This is a genomic window from Nonomuraea sp. B208, from assembly GCF_057536035.1.
Genome location: NZ_BAAJOU010000012.1, coordinates 1 through 19,417 on the forward strand (window position 1 = coordinate 1; position 19,417 = coordinate 19,417).

The 19,417-nt window shown below is 70.8% G+C and carries 21 protein-coding genes; 12 read left to right on the forward strand and 9 right to left on the reverse strand.

The features are described from left to right. The 6 genes from AC27IY_RS10255 to AC27IY_RS10280 form a co-directional block, all read left to right on the forward strand. Window positions 1-355, forward strand: a 355-nt coding sequence (locus tag AC27IY_RS10255; RefSeq protein ID WP_487177770.1) for a hypothetical protein, incomplete at its 5' end; no start/stop codon positions are given. A gap of 13 nt (window positions 356-368) precedes the next feature. Further along, window positions 369-725 (forward strand): hypothetical protein, encoded by a 357-nt coding sequence (locus AC27IY_RS10260; protein WP_487177771.1) that lies wholly within the window; start codon window positions 369-371, stop codon window positions 723-725. 117 nt (window positions 726-842) lie between these two features. Then, window positions 843-989, forward strand: coding sequence for a hypothetical protein (locus AC27IY_RS10265; protein WP_487177772.1), 147 nt, complete (start codon window positions 843-845; stop codon window positions 987-989). A 258-nt stretch (window positions 990-1,247) separates the two neighbouring features. Beyond that, window positions 1,248-1,757: a lysozyme family protein gene (locus tag AC27IY_RS10270; RefSeq protein WP_487177773.1), complete on the forward strand. Its 510-nt coding sequence runs from the start codon at window positions 1,248-1,250 to the stop codon at window positions 1,755-1,757. Then, window positions 1,754-2,083 carry a C40 family peptidase gene (locus AC27IY_RS10275; protein ID WP_487177774.1) on the forward strand — a complete coding sequence of 110 codons (330 nt, stop codon included), beginning with the start codon at window positions 1,754-1,756 and terminating at the stop codon, window positions 2,081-2,083. Before AC27IY_RS10270 ends, AC27IY_RS10275 begins: the two co-directional genes overlap by 4 nt. A gap of 13 nt (window positions 2,084-2,096) precedes the next feature. After that, window positions 2,097-2,492: a (deoxy)nucleoside triphosphate pyrophosphohydrolase gene (locus tag AC27IY_RS10280; protein WP_364454799.1), complete on the forward strand. Its 396-nt coding sequence runs from the start codon at window positions 2,097-2,099 to the stop codon at window positions 2,490-2,492. 45 nt (window positions 2,493-2,537) lie between these two features. Here the strand turns inward: AC27IY_RS10280 and AC27IY_RS10285 are convergent, their stop codons facing one another. Both AC27IY_RS10285 and AC27IY_RS10290 read right to left on the reverse strand, forming a co-directional pair. Beyond that, complete coding sequence (locus AC27IY_RS10285) at window positions 2,538-3,032, reverse strand: hypothetical protein (protein ID WP_487177775.1); 495 nt, start codon at window positions 3,030-3,032, stop codon at window positions 2,538-2,540. A 424-nt stretch (window positions 3,033-3,456) separates the two neighbouring features. Continuing rightward, entirely contained in the window at window positions 3,457-3,912 is a 456-nt protein-coding gene (locus tag AC27IY_RS10290; protein ID WP_487177776.1) for a hypothetical protein, read from the reverse strand. A gap of 773 nt (window positions 3,913-4,685) precedes the next feature. On the opposite strand from AC27IY_RS10290, the gene AC27IY_RS10295 reads away from it, so the two are divergent. Next, entirely contained in the window at window positions 4,686-5,984 is a 1,299-nt protein-coding gene (locus AC27IY_RS10295) for a hypothetical protein (RefSeq protein ID WP_487177777.1), read from the forward strand. Between the two features lie 53 nt (window positions 5,985-6,037). Here AC27IY_RS10295 and AC27IY_RS10300 read toward each other — a convergent pair whose 3' ends face one another. From AC27IY_RS10300 to AC27IY_RS10330, 7 genes are all read right to left on the reverse strand, one after another. Then, window positions 6,038-6,793, reverse strand: a complete 756-nt coding sequence (locus AC27IY_RS10300; RefSeq protein WP_487177778.1) for a succinate dehydrogenase/fumarate reductase iron-sulfur subunit — start codon at window positions 6,791-6,793, stop codon at window positions 6,038-6,040. Further along, the gene (locus AC27IY_RS10305; RefSeq protein ID WP_344210732.1) at window positions 6,790-8,682 is read right to left on the reverse strand and encodes a fumarate reductase/succinate dehydrogenase flavoprotein subunit; all 1,893 of its coding nucleotides are present in this window, start codon (window positions 8,680-8,682) and stop codon (window positions 6,790-6,792) included. Before AC27IY_RS10305 ends, AC27IY_RS10300 begins: the two co-directional genes overlap by 4 nt. Window positions 8,683-8,694: 12 nt before the next feature. Further along, window positions 8,695-9,480 carry a hypothetical protein gene (locus AC27IY_RS10310; RefSeq protein ID WP_487177779.1) on the reverse strand — a complete coding sequence of 262 codons (786 nt, stop codon included), beginning with the start codon at window positions 9,478-9,480 and terminating at the stop codon, window positions 8,695-8,697. A gap of 204 nt (window positions 9,481-9,684) precedes the next feature. Continuing rightward, window positions 9,685-10,125 carry a response regulator gene (locus AC27IY_RS10315; RefSeq protein ID WP_487177780.1) on the reverse strand — a complete coding sequence of 147 codons (441 nt, stop codon included), beginning with the start codon at window positions 10,123-10,125 and terminating at the stop codon, window positions 9,685-9,687. A 6-nt stretch (window positions 10,126-10,131) separates the two neighbouring features. Continuing rightward, window positions 10,132-11,277, reverse strand: a complete 1,146-nt coding sequence (locus AC27IY_RS10320; RefSeq protein ID WP_487177781.1) for a sensor histidine kinase — start codon at window positions 11,275-11,277, stop codon at window positions 10,132-10,134. Then, a complete protein-coding gene (locus AC27IY_RS10325; RefSeq protein WP_364454781.1) occupies window positions 11,274-12,407 on the reverse strand; it encodes a PP2C family protein-serine/threonine phosphatase in 1,134 nt (377 codons plus the stop codon). Before AC27IY_RS10325 ends, AC27IY_RS10320 begins: the two co-directional genes overlap by 4 nt. A gap of 39 nt (window positions 12,408-12,446) precedes the next feature. Beyond that, window positions 12,447-13,376 (reverse strand): LysR family transcriptional regulator, encoded by a 930-nt coding sequence (locus tag AC27IY_RS10330; protein ID WP_344210722.1) that lies wholly within the window; start codon window positions 13,374-13,376, stop codon window positions 12,447-12,449. A gap of 133 nt (window positions 13,377-13,509) precedes the next feature. Here AC27IY_RS10330 and AC27IY_RS10335 point away from each other — a divergent pair, with 133 nt between their 5' ends. The 5 genes from AC27IY_RS10335 to AC27IY_RS10355 all read left to right on the forward strand — a co-directional run bounded on the left by AC27IY_RS10335 (window position 13,510) and on the right by AC27IY_RS10355 (window position 19,402). Next, window positions 13,510-14,259 (forward strand): succinate dehydrogenase cytochrome b subunit, encoded by a 750-nt coding sequence (locus AC27IY_RS10335; RefSeq protein WP_371252134.1) that lies wholly within the window; start codon window positions 13,510-13,512, stop codon window positions 14,257-14,259. After that, a complete protein-coding gene (locus AC27IY_RS10340) occupies window positions 14,256-16,178 on the forward strand; it encodes a fumarate reductase/succinate dehydrogenase flavoprotein subunit (protein ID WP_423452498.1) in 1,923 nt (640 codons plus the stop codon). The genes AC27IY_RS10335 and AC27IY_RS10340 overlap by 4 nt, the downstream gene beginning before the upstream one ends. Beyond that, the gene (locus AC27IY_RS10345) at window positions 16,175-16,915 is read left to right on the forward strand and encodes a succinate dehydrogenase/fumarate reductase iron-sulfur subunit (RefSeq protein ID WP_423452499.1); all 741 of its coding nucleotides are present in this window, start codon (window positions 16,175-16,177) and stop codon (window positions 16,913-16,915) included. The genes AC27IY_RS10340 and AC27IY_RS10345 overlap by 4 nt, the downstream gene beginning before the upstream one ends. 374 nt (window positions 16,916-17,289) lie before the next feature. Then, window positions 17,290-18,813, forward strand: coding sequence for an ATP-binding protein (locus AC27IY_RS10350; protein WP_487177782.1), 1,524 nt, complete (start codon window positions 17,290-17,292; stop codon window positions 18,811-18,813). 64 nt (window positions 18,814-18,877) lie between these two features. Then, window positions 18,878-19,402 (forward strand): RNA polymerase sigma factor, encoded by a 525-nt coding sequence (locus tag AC27IY_RS10355; protein ID WP_487177783.1) that lies wholly within the window; start codon window positions 18,878-18,880, stop codon window positions 19,400-19,402. Window positions 19,403-19,417 lie beyond the last annotated feature (15 nt).

Sequence of the window (19,417 nt, forward strand, 5' to 3'; positions counted from 1 at the left end):
AGGTTCGGCGGTCGGCGGCGCGCACCCGGTCGCGCGGCCCGGCGGCGGCGGTCTCTTCGGCGGCGGCTCGGGCGGCTCTTCCGGCGGGTCGAGCGGCAGGTCGAGCGGCGGGTCCGGTGGTGGCAGCCTGTTCGGTGGCGGCTCGCGCAACGGAGCCGGCCGGCGGCGGCTCGCGCGGCTCCGGCGGCCCCGCCCGCCCCTCCGGCGGCTCGCGCATCTTCGGCGGCTCCGACGAGCGGCCTCGCGCGCCTCCGAGGCCCCGCCTCTGTGGCTGCGCGGCAGCGGCCGGAGCGGCGGCTCCGAGGAGACGGCCGTGCCGTTCTGGCTCAAGCCGAACAGCTCCGACAAGGATTGAACAAGGACTCAACATGGCGCAGCCAGGTGACAGGCGGGGTGCCGCCTTCGCCGTCATCGTCGTGATCATCGCCGCGGTCGGCATCTACCTGATGTGGGCGGGCTGGGGAGATCCGCCCGAGCGGCAGCCGGAGGCCGCGCCGCCCACGCGCGTGGCGATCGTCACCCCGACGCCGCTCGCGACCGCGAGCAACGCGCCGTTCGACGTCTACGACTACCTGCCGATGAAGAAGGAGCAGCTGGCCGCGGCGGCGGACCTCGCCGAGCGCTTCACCGCCGTGTACGGCACCTTCCGCTACGACGAGGACGCGGCGGCCTACGCCGCCCGGCTGAAGGCGTACACGACGCCCGAGCTCCGCCGCCCCTGCTGACCCGCACGGTGACGTCGGCGGGCGCCGTCGAGCAGAACCGCGCGACGAGCTCGTCTCCCAGGCGACGGCCAAGCTCAAGGAGATCAGCAGGTCGGCAAGGGCTCGATCATCTTCGTCGTGACCGGCAACCGCCAGGTCACGGCGAAGAGCGGCGACAAGCTGCTCACCGAGGAGTACGCGGTGACCGTGAGCGAGTCCGGCAGCGACTGGCGCGTCTTCGACATCATGCCCGCCGACGAGGGCCAGGACGGTGACACCGGGTGAACGTCTCGCGCACACGCCTCGCCCTCCTCCTCGGGCTGGCTGGGGCGCTCCTGCTGGTGGCCGTGATCGTCTCGCCGATGCTGCTGATGTCGCTGCCCTCGTTCATCAGCGACGGCCGCACCTCGTTCGACTGCACCGACGACGCCCAGGTCGAGGAGGTCTCCGACACCGCGACCTCGGACATCCCGGACGACTACCTGAAGCTCTACAAGGAGTACGGCAAGAAGATCGGCGTCCAGTGGAAACATCCTGGCCGCCGTGGGCAAGCGCGAGACCGACCACGGCCGCTCCACGCTGCCCGGCGTCCGCAGCGGCACCAACTCGGCGGGCGCGGCCGGGCCCATGCAGTTCCTCATCTCCACCTGGGGCGGCAAGGCCAGGGTGCCGGTGGAGTCGCCGTTCACCGGGTACGCCTCCGACGGCGACGGCGACGGCATCGGCGACGTCTACAACCCGGCCGACGCGATCCTCGGCGCGGCGCGCATGCTCAAGCGCAACGGCGCGCCGGAGAACGTACGGCAGGCGCTGTTCGTCTACAACCGTGCCTGGTGGTACGTGGACCAGGTCGAGGAGATCGCCAGGAAATACGCCAAGTCCGGCGACGTGAAGGTGCCGCCGCAGGCGGAGGAGGAGTGCGACGAGCCGCTGATCGAGGGCCGCGCCGACCACCGTGGTTGCCAAGATCCTGGCGTACGCGCTGGCGCAGCCGCGGCAAGCCGTACCTGTGGGGCGGCACGGGGCCGGACGCCTTCGACTGCTCGGGGGTGATCTACGCGGCGTACCGGTCGGCGGGGCTGCAGATCCCGCGGACGACGTTCGGGCAGTGGCCGTTCGGCGTCCGGGTGACAGAGGGCGAGGAACAGCCCGGTGACCTGGTGTTCTTCAACGCCGGGCCGGGCACCTCGGCGAACAACCCGGGGCACGTCGGACTTGTCGTCTCCAAGGGCAAGATGCTGGAGGCCCGGTGCACGTTGTGCGGCCCCATCAAGGTGACCAGCTACTCCGCCCGCGGCAACCGCATCGGCTTCACCCGTCCGTTGCAGAACCCTGCCGTCCTCGACCAGCTCCAGAAGCTGCAGAATCCTGCCCTGTGAGGAACATCAACGCATGAGCGTGATCGTGGTCGTGGCCGCCGTGATCGTCGACCCGGACGGCCGGGTGCTGGCCGCGCAGCGGGCCGAGCCGCCGGCGCTCGCCGGCGGGTGGGAGTTCCCCGGCGGCAAGGTGGACCCCGGCGAGAGCGAGGAGGAGGCGCTGGTCCGGGAGTGCCGCGAGGAGCTGGGCGTGGAGATCACGGTCGGTGAGCGGGTCGGCGGTGACTGGCCGCTCTCCCCGGGGTATGTCATGCGCGTCTGGCTGGCCGCCCTCGCCTCCGGCACGCCCGAGCCGCGGGAGCATCTGGCGTTGCGGTGGCTGGCACCGGACGAGTACTACGACGTCGAATGGCTCGGGGCGGACCTGCCCGTCATGAAGACGGTGGAGAGCATCCTCCCGGCTGACTGAGTCCTCTCTCTCTGTGACACAATGGTTACTCGGCGTGATTATGGGTCATGTGTCACAGCGGGGGAGTTGGACGATGCGTCGTGGCTGGATGCTGGCCGGAGTGGTGATCCTGGCCGCCGTGCCCGCCGTTCCGGTGGCGGCGAGCGGGGTTTCGCTGGTGCTGGAGCGGGTGGGCGCGGTCCAGGACGGCGTGGGCACGTGGCTCCGTACGGGGGACACGCAGCGGTTCCGGGTCCGGGTCAACGGGATGTCGGTGCACGGCGGGCGCGTGGCCGTGGCGGTCAGTCCCGTCGCGGCGCTGTCGGTCACCTGCGGGGGTCTTGCGACGGCGGGGCGCGAGGGGTTCGCCGTGGGGGCGGGGGCGGCGCGGCTCGCCGACCGCGCGCTCACCCTGGCGGGGGTCGCCGAGCGGGATGACGCGGTGGTGTCGCCGGGGGCGCGGGTGTGCCGGCTGGGGAGCGCGGCGGACGCGCGTTCGGTGGACGTGACGGTGATGGCTCCGGCGGGGGTCGGCCAGGTGGTGCTGGCCGCCGTCGCCAAGATCCGTCCTGGGGAGGGCGGCGTTGCGGAGACGCTGGAGAAGGCGGTCGCCACGCCTGTCCAGAGCGCCGAGTCGGTGGTGGGAGGGCAGGTGCTCGCCGGACCGGTGGCCGGAGGGACGGGACTTGGCGGGTCGACGGTTGGAGAGCCTGTGGTCTCCGGGCCGGTGGTGTCCGGGCCGGCGGTCGAGGGCGCTGCCTCGGGGGTGGCCGACGGGGGGCGCTGGAGTCTGCCGGTCCTGGGCGGCTCTGACCAGATGGCGGCCGCCCCGGCCGACCCCCGCTGCTTCCCGGCGCACCGCTGCCCGTCGCCGCACCTCGACCGGCCCCAGCAGCCGACTGCTGAGGTCGCCGCGGGCAATGCCGAGCTGGGCTGGCTGGGCGGTGAGCGGTCGCTTCTGTCGGGCGGGGAGCAGCGGGTCCGGTCAGGCGCAGGGCAGCCGGTTCGGCCGGAGGTGGGGCAGCAGGTCGGGGCGGAGGTGCGACAGCAGGTCGGGCCCGTCGCAGGGCAGCAGGCGGGGCAGGGCATGCGCACCACAGAGACGTGGTGGAGCAGGCGTGCCCGGCAGGCTGGGCAGGTGGGGCCCGAGCAGGCGGGGCAAGGGCAGCAGGTCAGCGTGGAATCCCGCGCCCTCCCGCCGGCGCAGGTTGTCCCACCGGCGCAGGGAGTCCCACCGGTGCAGGGTGTCCCACCAGTGCAGGGAGTCCCGCCCGTGCAGGCTGTCGTGCCTGCGGGGACTGCGCCGCAGGCGCGGACCGCGCCACAGAGGCGCGCAGGGTCTAGAGGGCGGGCCGCGCGTTCCGCGCAGGCTGCCCCCAGAGCGCAGGCTGTGCCGCCCGTGCAGGCAGTCCCAAGAGCGCAGGTCGCGACGCCCGCGCAAGCGGTTCCAGGAACGCAGGCTGTGCCGCCTGCTCAGGCGGTCCCAACGGCGCAGGTCACCACGCCCGTGCAAGCGGCTCCGAGAGCGCAGGCTGTGCCGTCCGCGCAAGCGGCTCCAGGAACGGAGGCCACGACGCCTGCGCAAGCGGTCCCAACAGCGCAGGCCGTGCCCTCCTCGCAGGCTGTCGCGAGAGGGCGGGCCGTGGCTGCCGGGCAGAAGGCTCCGAGGGGGCAGGCTGGGACTGGCGCGCAGGCGGTGCCGCCCGGGCAGATGCCCGGGGTTCAGGGGGTCACCGGGCTGGGAGTGCCGCAGCAGGTTCAGGGTGGGCAGGCGGTGACAGGGGCCATGCCTGGGGCCGGGGTTCCTCAGGTGGCGGACGGGTCGGGGCAGGCGCTTTCTGGTTTGCGGTTGCCGGAGGTGGCTGGGGGCGACGGGATGTTGGATGTTCCGCCGGGCGTGGTCGGTGACCCTCCCGGGAACGTCCCGCTTGTGCCGCCGGCGGGCGGCGGGCTCGCGGCGCCTCTGCCCATAGAGGTACGAATGGCGCACGAACGACCGCGACCGGTGGCCGCGGTGGTCAACCCGTTGAAGGGAAGCCTCGGACACGTGCTCGCAGCGGCCGCTGTTGCTACGCTCCTAGCAGGGCTTTGGGGAATTGTCACGGTACAAAGGCGCACCAAGCGCAAGATACTGCGGTAAAACGGGCTTTACTGTTACTTTGACCCGACTAGTATTCCCTTGACCATGGTTCCGGGACTACGCGGAGGGCACTGGTGGCACGCACGCGAGCGACAGCCGTCTCCGCCATCGTCCTGGCGCTCGGCCTCGCCGGGGTCGGCGCGACGCCGTTCATCGTGCAGAGCGCCAGCGCCTCGGTGGCGTTCGACCCGGTCGAGCCCTGCGACGCCGGCGACACCTCGTGCCAGAGCGACCCCCAGACCACGGTCACGGTGACCACCACCTTAGGCACGCCGACGCCGACCGACGTGCCGGAGACGACGATCACCAAGACGGTGACGGCGACCCCGACGAAGAAGACCACCGCCCCCACCAAGAAGCCCACCACGGCCCCCGCGACCACGCAGGCGCCGGAGCCTCCCCCCCAGAACGTCGCGCCGCCGACCACCCAGGCCCAAGAGCCGCCTCCGGTGCTGCCCACCGCGACCGCCACGACGGAGGAGTCTCCGGTCCAGATCCCGTCCGTCGCCCAGGACACGCCGTCGGCCCCGCCGAGCGAGACGCAGGTCGCCTCCTCGGAGGAGGTGCCGCTGGAACTGCGGGCCGCGGCGCCGGAGTTCGACGAGAAGACGCTGACGCAGAAGCTCAGCATCCCGGCGCTGGTGCTGGTGCTGCTCGCGCTGTTCGCGGTGCTGATCTTCGAGGGTCGGCTGCGGCGGATGGCCCACGCGGCCGCCGTGCGCAAGGCGGGCCCGGTGGCGGGCGCCGCCGGCTATGCGCCCCCGCCGGGCGGCCCCGGCTATCCGCCTCCGCCGGCCGGCCCCGGCTATCCGGCCGGTCCCGGGTACGCGACCGCGGGCTTCACCGCTCCCGGCTATCCGGGCGGCACGGCGTACGCGCCGATCATCAGTTTCGTGCCGGTGCAGACGTACGCGAGCGGCCCTACGCAGTACGCCCCGGTCTACCAGGACCCCGGTCACCCGTACCCGCCGCAGGGCTACGAGCAGGAGCCGCCCATGGCTCCGTCCGAGCCGCCGCCCGTGGTGCTGCACCCCGACGACTACAGCCACGAGCCCGTCCAGGAGGTCCAGGAGGCCGAGGCGAAGGACTTCCGCGACCCGTTCGAGCCGCTGGTCCCGCCCGCTCCGCCGGCGGACATCCCGCCGGGCGGTGGCGCCCCGGTGGACGACGGCCACGAGCATCCGCTCGGCCCGGCCGCGGCGGCCGAGTCCGGCGACTCCGAGCCCTGGCAGCAGGCGCCCGCGGGGTCGCTGTTCCAGCCGGCGCAGCCGTACGTGCCCGCTGACGGGGAGACGACGATCGTCCAGCCGGAGCCGACCAGGGAAATGCCGGAGGAGAAGCGCAGGCGCTTCGGCCGCCACGCCAAGGACTGAACGCATGAGGAAGGGGGCCGGTACGGAAACCGGCCCCCTTCCTCATGCGCGGGTCACGACTTGGCGCGACGGAAGATCTTGTCGCCCAGCCACACCAGCGGGTCGTACTTCCGGTCCACCACGCGCTCCTTCATCGGGATGAGCGCGTTGTCGGTGATCTTGATGTGCTCGGGGCAGACCTCGGTGCAGCACTTGGTGATGTTGCAGTAGCCGAGCCCGTGCTCGGACTGCGCCGCCTCCTGCCGGTCGGCCACGTCGTACGGGTGCATGTCCAGCTCGGCGATCCGCATGAGGAAGCGCGGCCCGGAGAAGTTGGTCTTGTTCTCCTCGTGGTCGCGGATCACGTGGCAGACGTTGTTGCACATGAAGCACTCGATGCACTTGCGGAACTCCTGGGACCGCTCGACGTCGACCTGCTTCATCCGGTATTCGCCCGGCCGCACGTCGGCGGGCGGCGTGAAGGAGGGGACCTCCCTGGCCTTCTGGTAGTTGTAGGACACGTCGGTGACGAGGTCCTTGATGACCGGGAACGTCCGCATCGGCGTGACCGTGATGGTCTCGTCCTCCGAGAAGGTGGACATCCGGGTCATGCAGCCCAGCCGCGGCTTGCCGTTGATCTCCATGCTGCACGAGCCGCACTTGCCGGCCTTGCAGTTCCACCGTACGGCCAGGTCGGGCGCCTGCGTCGCCTGGAGGCGGTGGATGATGTCGAGGACGACCTCGCCCTCGTTGACCTCGACGGTGAAGTCCTCGAGTTTGCCTTCGCCGCCCTCACCGCGCCAGACCTTGAACTTTGCCTTGTAGCTCATGACTTCTTCGCTATCCCGTCGAACTCGGCCATCTCTTCGTCGGTGAGGTACTTCTTCAGCTCGTCCCGGTCGAACAGGGTGATCAGGTCGTCCCGCATGGGGGGCTGTTCCTTCTCGACCACCTGCACCGAGGAGCCGTCCTCGCTGGAGCAGACGAGCAGCTTGCGCCGCCACTGCGGGTCCATGCCGGGGAAGTCGTCGCGGGTGTGCCCGCCACGGCTCTCCTCGCGCAGCAGCGCGGCCCGCGCCACGCACTCCGACACGAGCACCATGTTGCGCAGGTCGAGCGCGAGGTGCCAGCCGGGGTTGTAGATGCGGGACCCGCCCGCCCCGACCATGCGGACGCGCTCCTTGAGCTTCTCCACGGTCTGCAGCGCCTCGGCGACCTCGTCGGCCTTGCGGATGATGCCGACCAGCTCGTTCATCGTCCGCTGGAGCTCGTGGTGCACCTCGTACGGGTTCTCGCCGCTGCGGCCCAGGGGCGCGAGCGCCTCTTCGCGGGCCGACTCGACGGACTCGGGGCTGACCTTGGGCCGGGCGGGGAGCCCGTCCACGTACGCGGCCGCGCCCGCGCCCGCGCGCCGCCCGAACACCAGCAGGTCGGACAGCGAGTTGCCGCCCAGCCGGTTGGAGCCGTGCATGCCGCCGGACACCTCGCCGGCCGCGAACAGCCCGGGGACGTCGGCCGCGCCGGTGTCGGCGTCCACCTCGACGCCGCCCATGATGTAGTGGCAGGTCGGGCCCACCTGCATGGGCTCGGCGGTGATGTCGACGTCGGCCAGCTCCTTGAACTGGTGGTGCATCGACGGCAGCCGCTTCTTGATCTCCTCGGCCGGCAGCCGGGTGGACACGTCGAGGAACACGCCGCCCTGCGGTGACCCGCGACCGGCCTTGACCTCGGCGTTGATCGCGCGGGCCACCTCGTCACGGGGCAGCAGCTCGGGCGGGCGCCGGTTGTTGGCCTGGTCGGTGTACCAGCGGTCGCCCTCCTCCTCGGTGGTCGCGTACTTGTCCTTGAAGACGTCCGGGATGTAGTCGAACATGAAGCGCTTGCCCTCGGAGTTGCGCAGCACGCCGCCGTCGCCCCGGACGGACTCGGTGACGAGGATGCCGCGCACGGACGGCGGCCAGACCATCCCCGTGGGGTGGAACTGGATGAACTCCATGTTGATGAGCTTCGCGCCGGCCAGCAGGGCCAGGGCGTGCCCGTCGCCGGTGTACTCCCAGGAGTTGGAGGTGACGACGTACGACTTGCCGATGCCGCCGGTCGCGAGCACCACGGCCGGGGTGTCGAAGAGGACCAGGTTGCCGGTCTCGCGCCAGTAGCCGAACGCGCCGGAGATGCGCTCGCCGTCCTTGAGCAGCCGGGTGACCGTGCACTCGGCGAAGACCTTGATGTAGGCCTCGTAGTCGCCGTGGTTCTCGTAGTCCTCCTGCTGCAACGCCACCACGCGCTGCTGGAGGGTGCGGATCAGCTCCAGGCCGGTACGGTCGCCCACGTGTGCGAGCCGCGGGTACTCGTGACCGCCGAAGTTCCGCTGACTGATCTTGCCGTCCTTGGTGCGGTCGAACAGCGCGCCCCAGGCCTCCAGCTCCCAGACCCGGTCCGGAGCCTCCTTGGCGTGCAGCTCGGCCATGCGCCAGTTGTTGAGGAACTTGCCGCCCCGCATGGTGTCGCGGAAGTGCACCATCCAGTTGTCGTCGGGGTTGACGTTGCCCATCGCGGCCGCGGCGCCGCCCTCGGCCATGACGGTGTGCGCCTTGCCGAACAGCGACTTGCAGACGATCGCCGTCCTCTTGCCCTGCTGCCGGGCCTCGATCGCGGCGCGCAGGCCCGCTCCGCCGGCGCCGATGACGACGACGTCGTATTCGTGACGTTCGATTTCCACTGGTTGATCCTTTTAGGCGAACGGGAAGGCGATGATGCCCTTGGCGACCATGCGGACGTAGAAGTCGGCGATCATGACCGAGAACATCGAGGCCCAGGCGAGCTGCTGGTGCTTGGCGTTGAGCTTGGAGACGAACGTCCAGGCCCGGTAGCGCAGCGGGTGACGGGAGAAGTGGTTGAGCCTGCCCGCGGTGATGTGCCGGCACGAGTGGCACGACAGCGTGTACATGTTGATGAGGACGGCGTTGACGACCAGGATCCAGGTGCCGAGGCCCTGCGGCTTGTGGATGAGCGCCAGGACGGCGTCGTAGGCCAGGACGAGGCCGATCAGGATGGCCGCGTAGAAGAAGTAGCGGTGGATGTTCTGCAGGATCAGCGGGAAGCGGCGCTCACCGGTGTACTTGCCGTGCGGCTCCTGCACCGCGCACGCGGGAGGCGACAACCAGAACGAGCGGTAGTACGACTTGCGGTAGTAGTAGCAGGTGAGCCGGAACCCGCCGGGCAGCCCGAGGATGAGCAGGCCGGGCGGCAGGGTGTACCAGTCACCGAACGGCGCCCACCCGAACAGCCGCGCGCCCTCCGGGCAGGAGGACGCCAGGCAGGGTGAGGCGAACGGTGCGATGTACGGATCGACGAAGTACGTGTTGTCGATGATCGCCCATACACCGTAGACAAGGAACGAGCTGAGCCCGAGGAATGTGACCAGTGGGGCCAGCCACCATCTGTCGGTGCGCAGGGTGCGCACCTTGACTTGCGCACGCTGCCTTCTGACCGGTGCTTCGGGCGTCGTCTGGGTCATCGCGGACCTCTCCACCTCCCGCGGACCCGTCGCGCTGGGGGGTCCGTGGTTCGTTTCACTGGGCGCGCGTGCCGGCGGTGCTCGCCGCTCCAGGCGCGCATTGGTGGGGGATACGTTACGACGGTCGCATCTCGATTTGTGAGCGGGGTCACTCACTTTTTCGATGACCGGCTGTGATTCCTGTCACGTAGCCCGTCAGGGCCGCTACCCGTGAGCCGGCAACTTAACCACAGTCACGAAAAAATCGTCTATCTGGCGGACAACCCGGATAAATTGCCCAAAATCGACAGGCTTGGTGACGTACGCGTTGGCGTGCAACCGGTAGCTGAGCAGGATGTCCTCCTCCGCCTCCGACGTCGTCAGGACCACCACCGGGATCGTGGCCAGCGCCGGGTCCGCCTTAATCTCGCTCAGCACCTCCAGCCCGCTCATCCGCGGCAGGTTGAGGTCGAGCAGGATGAGATCGGGGCACGGCGCGTCCGCGTAGCGCCCCTCCCGCCGCAGGAACGCGACCGCCTGCTCGCCGTCGTTGACCACGTGCAGCCGGTTGCGCACCTTGTTGAGGTCGAACGCCTCGCGGGTGAGCAGGATGTCGCCCTGGTCGTCCTCGACCAGCAGCACCTCGATCGCGCGTCCCTCACTCATCGGGTCTCACTCATCGGGGCCTCCCGCCGGCGGCAGCGTCCATCGGAACGTCGCACCCCCGCTCTTCCCGGCCGCGTCCAGCCAGAGCTGCCCGCCGTGGAACTCGACGATCTTGCGGCAGAGCGCCAGCCCGATGCCGGTGCCCGGGTACACGTCGCGGGCGTGCAGGCGCTGGAAGATCAGGAAGATGCGGTCGGCGTACTTGGGCTCGACGCCGATGCCGTTGTCGGCGCAGCTGAACTCCCACATGCCGCCGTCCCGCCGGGCCTCGACGTGCACCCGCGGCGGCTCCTCCGAGCGGAACTTCACCGCGTTCTCGACGAGGTTCTGGAAGAGCTGGGTGAGCTGCACCCGGTTGCCGTGGATCTTGGGCAGCTCACCCCTCGTCACCGTGGCCCCGGTGTCCTCGATCATCGCCGACAGGTTGTCCAGCGCCCGGTCGAGGGCCGCACCCGAGTCGACGGTGGTGCGCGAGCCGGTGACCCGGCCGACCCGGGAGAAGTCCAGCAGGTCGTTGATGAGCAGCTGCATGCGCTTGGCGCCGTCCACGGCGTAGTGGATGTACTGGCGGGCGCGGTCGTCGAGCTGCGGGCCGTAGCGCTGCTCCAGCATCTGCGTGAAGCTGGCGACCTTGCGCAGCGGCTCCTGGAGGTCGTGGCTGGCGACGTACGCGAACTGCTCCAGCTCGCCGTTGGAGCGGCGCAGCTCCTCGGCCTGGTCGCTGGCCGTCCGCCAGGCCGAGAGGATGCGCCCGCGCATGGCGTCGACGTGGCTGGACAGCTCCGCCAGCTCGGCCGGGCGGTCGACGTGCAGCGCGTGGTCGAAGTCGCCCGCCGCCACCGTGCGCACCTGCTCGGTGAGCTGGCGGATGGGCTTCAGCACGGCGTAGCGCACCATGAACGCGAGCCCCACCCCGCAGGCCAGCAGCACCGCGAACAGCACGATCAGCGCCACGTTGAGCCGCGCGACCTGCTCGTCCACCTCGGGGCTCGCCGACAGGGCCCGGGTGTCGGCGATCATCACCATCGTGGCCGCGACGCCGGCGGCGAAGGCCGTGCCCGCCACCGCGCCGGTGAACAGGAACCAGCGCGAGAGCGGCAGCCGGCCGAGCCCGGTCGGCTCCCTGGGTGGCGGCAGAGGGTTGATGATCATGAAGCTCTCCTGCTCACCACGACGACCGCGAGGTCGTCGCTCAGCGTGCCCGCGTTCCTGATCAGCCGGTCGAGGTCGACCGCGCCGTGCTCGCGTACGAGGCCGACCAGGCCGTCCACGCCCAGCAGCTCGTCGCGGGCGCCCACGGCCGCCTCGATCAGCCCGTCGGTGTAGAACATGATCGACCACTTGTCGCCCAGCGGCACGTCGATCACCGACCACTCGGCGTCGGGGAAGATGCCGAGCGGCGGCCCGGACGGCCCGCCCTCCAGCACCTCGACCGTGCCGTCGCGCACCAGCACCGGCGGCGGGTGCCCGACCACCCGCATCCGCGCGCTCCGCAGGTCGGGCGCGATCGTCGCGGTGCACAGCGTGGTGAAGATCTCCGGTGCCTTGCGCTCGGCCCGCAGCAGCGTGTCGAGCGTGCGCAGCAGCGTGTCGTCGGTCTGCCCGGCCAGCACCAGCGTGCGCCAGGCGATGCGCAGGGCCACGCCCAGCGCCGCCTCGTCGGGGCCGTGCCCGCACACGTCGCCCACCACCACGTGGAACGCGCCGTCCGGCGTCTGCACCGCGTCGAGGAAGTCGCCCGCCAGCGTGCCGCCGCTGCCCGGCAGGTAGCGGGTCAGGTGCTCGATCGCGTCGGACTCGATCAGGGGGCTCGGCAGCAGGCCGCGCTGGGTGCGGGCGTTCTCCTTGGCGATCAGCTCCGCCTGCACCAGCCTGAGCTGGGTCTGGTCGGCGCGTTTGCGCTCCATCGCGTAGCGGATGGCGCGGGTCAGCAGGGGCGCGTCGATGTCCTGCTTGACCAGGTAGTCCTGGGCGCCCGCCGAGACGGCCGCGACGCCGACGTGCGCGTCGCGCAGCCCGGTGAGGACCAGCACGGCGGCGTGCGGCGCCATGGCCAGGACCGCCTCAAGCGCCTCCAGCCGGGTGGCGTCGGGGAGCGACAGGTCGACCAGCACGCACTGGATCCCGGGTGTCAGCTTCGCCCGCGCCTCCTGGAGACTGCGCGCACGGAAGATGCGCGGCGGCGCCGCGGCCTCCTGGAGCAGCTCCTCGACGAGGAAGGCGTCGCCGTCGTCGTCCTCCACGAGGAGCAGCGTCAGCGTCTCGCTGAGATGTGCCGTCAACCTTCCGCCTCACCGCGCGTTCGGGATCGTCGTTGCTGCTCATTCTGCGATGAGCTCCACCCCTTGCGGAAGCGTGCCCTCGACCCCGGCCTCGACCACGAACGACAGCAGGACGCCGCGGAACGCCTGCGCCGCCGTCGTGGGCTCGACGTCCTTGCGGTGCGCGAGCGCGATCGTCCGGCTCAGCCCCGGGGGCGCGAGCGGGGTGCCGGCCAGCCCCGGCCGGCCGTCGAGCACCATGGACGGCACCACGGCCACCCCGAGCCCCGCCTCCACGAACCGCAGCACCGCGTCCATCTCGCCGCCCTGCACCGCGAAGCGCGGCTCGAAGCCCGCGTGCCGGCAGGCGGCCAGCGTCGCCTCGCGCAGGTCGTAGCCGCGCCGGAACATCACCATCGGCTGCCCGCGCAGCTCGTCGATCTCCATGTACGGCCGCCGCGACGGCTCGTGCGAGGGCGAGACGACCACGAGGTTCTCCCGCAGGATCTCCTCGGTCACGAGGGCCGGGTCGTCGCTCTGCAACGGCATGATGATCAGCGACAGGTCGAGCTGCCCGCGGGCCAGCGCCCGCACCAGGTCACGCGAGCCGCCCTCCTCGACCAGCAGCTCGATCCCCGGGTAGGCCCGGTGGAAGCGGGCCAGCGCGTCGGCCAGCAGCCCGGCGCAGAGCGACGGCGTGGCGCCGAGCCGCACCCGGCCCCGGCGCAGCCCGGCGAGCTGGGCGACCTCCTGCCTGGCAGTGTCGGCGTCGGCGAGCATGCGGCGGGCGAGCGGCAGCAGCGCCTCGCCCGCCGGGGTGAGCGTGACGTTGCCCCGGGCGCGGGAGAACAGCGGCGCGCCGAGGTCGCCCTCCAGGGCCTTGATCTGCTTGCTCAGGGAGGGCTGGGCGACCCGCATGCGCTCGGCGGCCTGGGTGAAGTGCCTGGTCTCCGCGACGGCCACGAAATAGGCGAGTTGTTGCAGCTGCATGTGATTTTCCTCGCACCGGCCGACCGTATGGTGATGAAAAGACCGGCCTTACCAGCATCATAGCTGACGGCTATCGAAACCAGATCGTCCATGACTTGGACGGATCGTACCTGCGTACGTACGGTTCGAAAACGTGACTGCCACGATTGAGCGCGGCGCCGCCACCGCGCCAGTTCCCGCTCCCAAGAGCACTCCAACGCGTAAGCGGTCCGGCGGGTTCCTCCGCTCGTCGAACGGCAAGAAGGTCGTCATGGCCGTCACGGGCGCCGTGATGGTGCTGTTCCTCATCGCCCACATGGTGGGGAACCTGAAGATCTTCCTCGGCAAGGACTCCTTCAACGAGTACGCGCACGCGCTGCGCACGCTGTTCGAGCCGCTGCTGCCGTACCGGACCGCGCTGACCATCCTCGAGATCGGGCTGGTCGTCTCGGTCGTCGCGCACATGTGGGCGGCGATCTCGCTGGCCCGCCGCGCCGGCCAGGCGAGGCCCGTCAAGTACGTCGCCAAGAAGTCGCAGGCGAACGGCTACGCCACGCACATCATGCGCTTCGGCGGCCTGACCATCGCGCTCTTCGTCGTCTGGCACCTGCTCGACCTCACCTTCGGCGTCGTCAACCCCAAGGGCTTCAACTCCGAGCCCGCCGACCGCATGGTCGCCGGGTTCGACCCGTCGCGCTGGTGGGTGACGCTCATCTACGTCGTGGCCGTCGTCATGGTCGGCCTGCACCTGCGGCACGGCATCTGGAGCGCCGTACAGACGCTCGGCTGGGCCAACCGCACCCGCTACAAGGCGCTCAAGGGGACGGCCGCGCTGGTCTCCGTCGTCCTGGTGATCGGCTTCCTGGCCCCGCCCCTCGCGATCACGTTCGGAGTTGTGAAGTGAAGTACACCGAAGGCGCGCCGATCCGGGACACCAAGGCGCCCGCCGGGCCCATCGAGGAGCGGTGGGAGAAGCGCAAGTTCTCCGCCCGCCTGGTCAACCCGGCCAACAAGCGCAAGCTCAACGTGATCGTGGTCGGCACCGGCCTGGCCGGCGGCTCGGCCGCCGCGACGCTGGGCGAGCTCGGCTACAACGTCACGTCCTTCTGCTACCAGGACTCCCCGCGCCGCGCCCACTCCATCGCCGCGCAGGGCGGCATCAACGCCGCCAAGAACTACCGCGGCGACGGCGACTCGATCTACCGGCTCTTCTACGACACGGTGAAGGGCGGCGACTTCCGCGCCCGCGAGTCCAACGTCTACCGCCTCGCCCAGGTCTCGGTGAACATCATCGACCAGGCGGTGGCGCAGGGCGTGCCGTTCGCCCGCGAGTACGGCGGCCTGCTCGACACCCGCTCCTTCGGCGGCGCGCAGGTCTCGCGTACGTTCTACGCCCGCGGCCAGACGGGCCAGCAGCTCCTGCTGGGCGCCTACCAGGCGCTGGAGCGGCAGATCGCGGCCGGCACCGTCACCATGCACACCCGGCACGAGATGCTCGACGTGATCGTCTCCGACGGTCGTGCCCGCGGCGTCATCGTGCGCGACATGGTGACCGGCGAGATCGAGCGGCACCTGGCCGACGCCGTGGTGCTCGCCACCGGCGGCTACGGCAACGTGTTCTTCCTGTCCACGAACGCCAAGGGCTGCAACACCACCGCCATCTGGCGGGCGCACGAGCGGGGCGCGTACTTCGCCAACCCCTGCTACACGCAGATCCACCCGACCTGCATCCCGGTCTCCGGCGACTACCAGTCGAAGCTGACCCTGATGTCGGAGTCGCTGCGCAACGACGGCCGCGTCTGGGTGCCGCTGCGCAAGAACGACGAGCGCGCCCCCGGCGACATCCCCGAGGACGAGCGCGACTACTACCTGGAGCGCATCTACCCGGCGTTCGGCAACCTGGTGCCCCGCGACATCGCCTCCCGGGCCGCCAAGAACGTCTGCGACGAGGGCCGCGGCGTCGGCCCCGGCGGCCTCGGCGTCTACCTGGACTTCCGCGACGCCATCAACCGCCTCGGCCGCGACGCCGTCGAGAAGAAGTACGGCAACCTCTTCGAGATGTACGAGCGCATCACCGGCGAGAACCCGTACGACGTGCCGATGCGCATCTACCCCGCCGTTCACTACACGATGGGCGGCCTGTGGGTGGACTACGACCTGCAGTCCACGATCCCCGGCCTGTTCGTCATCGGCGAGGCCAACTTCTCCGACCACGGCGCGAACCGCCTCGGCGCCTCGGCCCTCATGCAGGGCCTGGCCGACGGCTACTTCGTGCTGCCGACCACCATCGGCGACTACCTGGCCGACGGCCCGTTCGGCGAGGTGGACGAGGAGGCGGTCGCCGAGGCGGAGATCAAGGTCCGCTCGAAGATCGACCGGCTGCTCTCCGTGAACGGCACCCGCACGCCCGACTCCTTCCACCGCGAGCTCGGCAAGCTCATGTGGGACTACTGCGGCATGGAGCGCACCGAGGAGTCGCTGCGCAAGGCCCTGGAGCGCATCCCCGAGCTGCGCCAGGAGTTCTGGGAGAACGTCAAGGTCAGCGGCACCGCCGAGGAGCTCAACCAGGTGCTGGAGCGGGCCGGCCGGGTGGCCGACTTCTTCGACCTGGCCGAGCTCATGTGCCTGGACGCCCTGGTGCGCACCGAGTCCTGCGGCGGCCACTTCCGCGCCGAGTCGCAGGACGCCGACGGCGAGGCCCTGCGCGACGACGAGAACTTCGCGCACGTCTCGGCGTGGGAGCGCACCCCGGACGGCCCGGTGCTGCACAAGGAACCGCTCGAGTACGAGTACGTCAAGATGACCCAGCGGAGCTACAAGTGAACCTGACCCTCAAGGTCTGGCGTCAGAGCGGTCCCCAGGACAAGGGACGGATGGTGACGTACCGGGTGGAGGACATCTCCCCGGACATGTCCTTCCTGGAGATGCTCGACGTCCTCAACGAGCGCCTGATCCTGGAGGGCGACGACCCGATCGCCTTCGACCACGACTGCCGCGAGGGCATCTGCGGCATGTGCGGCATGGTGATCAACGGCGTCGCCCACGGCGAGCAGCGCGCGACCACCACGTGCCAGCTCCACATGCGCCACTTCGAGGACGGCGCCGAGATCACCATCGAGCCGTGGCGCGCGGCCCCGTTCCCGGTCGTCAAAGACCTGGTCGTGGACCGCAGCGCCTTCGACCGCATCATCCAGGCGGGCGGCTTCGTCTCGGTGCCGGCCGGCTCGGCCCCTGACGCGCACAGCGTGCCGGTGCGCAAGGACGACGCCGACTCAGCCTTCGACGCGGCCACCTGCATCGGCTGCGGCGCGTGCGTGGCCGCCTGCCCGAACGGCTCGGCCTCGCTCTTCACCGCCGCCAAGATCACCCACCTGAGCCTGCTGCCGCAGGGCCAGCCCGAGCGGCTGTCCCGGGCCAAGGCCATGGTGGACCAGATGGACAGCGAGGGCTTCGGCGGCTGCACGAACACCGGCGAGTGCACCGCGGTCTGCCCGAAGGGCATCCCGCTCGACACGATCGCGCGCATGAACGCGGACTACCTGAAGGCCAACTCCAAGTAGCCGGGCAGCGAATGATAGCTGCAACTAAGATAGTTGCAGCTATCATTCTCGTCCGGCCGTCCTACCTGCAGCACGCGCTCAGCCCGGCGGGACACGCGAAGGAGTGCACCCGTACCCGGCTGATTCTTTGCGGCAGTGCCCTGACCGGCGGCGGCGCGCCCTCGGCAGCACCCGTGCCTATCTCGAGATGTGCGGCGGATCGGGTCCCGCCGCCCGCGACGACTTCGACCGCTGCGTGCGGCGGCGGCTGCTCAACCCTGCCTCGGCGATGTTCCGGGAGGGTGGCCTTCTCCTGCGGGAAGAGCCGTCGATCTCCGACCCCACGTCCTACACCGCCGGTGCCTAATTAGTACGCTGCCCTGCATACTATTTAGGTGACACCTATCCACAAGCCGGCGCGAGTGCTGGCGCGCGACGCCGAGTGGGCGGCTCTCACCCAGTTCGTCCAGCATCGGGATCCCCGGCTGCGCCTCGGAGTGGTCTCCGGACGGCGGCGGGTGGGCAAGAGCTTCCTGCTGCGCGCGCTGGCGGAGGCCACCGGCGGTCTTTACGTCGCGGCCGTCGCGGAGGAAGGGGTCGTCGCCGCTCGCCGGCGCCTGGCCGCCGCCATCGCGCGGCACGCGGGAATCGGCCCCGAGCTCGTGTCCGACGCGAGTTGGGAGTCCCTGCTGTCCGCCGCCATCGAGCTGTCCTCCCGGCGGAGCGGCGGCGCGGGGCCCGGCGTGCTCGTGATCGACGAGCTGCCGTACTGGATGGGCCACTCGCCGGAGCTGCCAGGCCTGCTGCAGCTCCTCTACGACCGTTCCCAGACCGAGGAGGGTGCGCCCGGCGGCCGGGTCATCGTCTGCGGGTCGGCCATGTCGGTGATGAACGGCCTGTTGTCCGGGACGAAGGCACTGCGCGGGCGGGCGGCGATCGATCTTCGCCTGCACCCGTTCGACCTGACCACGACGGCGCGGCACTGGGGGATCGGCGACCCGGCCGCGGCCCTGCGAGTGCACGCCATCCTCGGTGGGGCGCCGGGCTACCGTAATCTCGCCAACGTCGATCCGCCACAAAGCGCGGCCGAGGTGGACGTGTGGGCTCCGGCCACCGTGCTGGACCCGCGGCAGGCGTTGTTCTCCGGCAGTGAAGCGGAGTACCTCCTGCGGGAGGACCCCAAGTTCACCGGCAGCGCCCTGCATTACGCCATCATCAACGCCGTAGCGAACGGCGCCACCAGCCCCTCGAAGATCGGCGGGCTGCTGGAGCAACAGCGCACTTCCCTGACACGGCCGCTGGAGGCGCTGACCAGTGCCGGCTACCTGCGCTACGACACCGACCCCCTGTGGGAACGGCGACCGGTGATCACGGTGGCCGACCCCATCATCCGGTTCCACAACCTCATCACCGTGGCACAGCACGATCTCGTCGAGATCGGGCAGTCGGCGGAGGCCTGGCGCCGGTCCCGGCCCACGTTCGTCGCCCGCGTCCTGGGGCCGCACTTCGAGAGCTGCGCCAGAGCCTGGCTCAGGGCGCGGGCCGATCCCGCGTTGCGGGGGCACGCCGGTCTGGTGACCTCGACCGTCGTGAACGACCGCAAGGGGCAGGCCAAACACGAGATCGACGTTGTCGCCCTCGACAAGCGGGCGGGGCGGGCCGAGATCGCCCTCGTGGGGGAGGCGAAGGCCACGCTGCTCCGGCGGAGCGTCGCGGACCTCGACCGGCTCGACCGGCTGAAGGCGCTGCTGGCCGAGCAGGGGCACGACGCGGGGAAGGCGGTGCTGGCGCTGTTCTCGATGGAGGGGTTTCAGCCGGACCTCGTGGACCTGGCGCGGCGCAGAGGAGACGTCCTGCTGGTCGATCTGGCCGCCGTCGCGGGCTGCGGCGAGCCGGCCGTCGTGCCGGGCGGGGTGTAACAAAGGGGCCGTTCGGACCACTTCGTGGTGTCAGTGGAACGCATCCGAACGAAGGGGCTGGGCGGTGGCGGATGATACGGACCGGTTCACCGGCATGTACGACGAATGCCGGCAACGCGTCTGGGCCTACGTGGTCAGCCGGGCGGGCCGGCAGGTGGCCGACGAGGTGGTGAGCGAGACGTTCGCGATCGCCTGGCGGCGGTTCGGGGACGTGCCGGAGCCGGCGCTGCCGTGGCTGCTCGGCGTGGCGCGGAACGTCCTGCGCGACAACGTGCGCGCCGAGGCCCGCAGGGAGGCGCTGGCGGCCGAGCTGCGCTCCTGGACCGAAGGGGACGTGGCCGAGCAGGTGACCGAGCGCCTGGGGGTGCTGCGGGCGCTGGCCGAGCTGTCCGACGACGACAGGGAGATCCTGCTGCTGGTGGCCTGGCAGGGATTGTCGCCGAAGGAGGCGGCCCGGGTCGTGGGCTGCTCGTCGGCGGCCTTCCGGGTACGCCTGCACCGGGCCCGCAAGCGGCTGGAGCGGGCCGTTCAGCATCCCGCGCCGGCGCCCCTGTCCCCCGTAAGGAACCTCACCCAGGAGTGGTCATGAACCCGATCGACGAGC

Bases quoted from the DNA above. Each gene is read 5' to 3' on its own strand.
- AC27IY_RS10260 (WP_487177771.1), top strand. From the start codon at position 369: ATGGCGCAGCCAGGTGACAGGCGGGGTGCCGCCTTCGCCGTCATCGTC.
- AC27IY_RS10280 (WP_364454799.1), top strand. From the start codon at position 2,097: ATGAGCGTGATCGTGGTCGTGGCCGCCGTGATCGTCGACCCGGACGGC.
- AC27IY_RS10300 (WP_487177778.1), bottom strand. From the start codon at position 6,793: ATGAGCTACAAGGCAAAGTTCAAGGTCTGGCGCGGTGAGGGCGGCGAA.
- AC27IY_RS10310 (WP_487177779.1), bottom strand. From the start codon at position 9,480: ATGACCCAGACGACGCCCGAAGCACCGGTCAGAAGGCAGCGTGCGCAA.
- AC27IY_RS10315 (WP_487177780.1), bottom strand. From the start codon at position 10,125: ATGAGTGAGGGACGCGCGATCGAGGTGCTGCTGGTCGAGGACGACCAG.
- AC27IY_RS10320 (WP_487177781.1), bottom strand. From the start codon at position 11,277: ATGATCATCAACCCTCTGCCGCCACCCAGGGAGCCGACCGGGCTCGGC.
- AC27IY_RS10330 (WP_344210722.1), bottom strand. From the start codon at position 13,376: ATGCAGCTGCAACAACTCGCCTATTTCGTGGCCGTCGCGGAGACCAGG.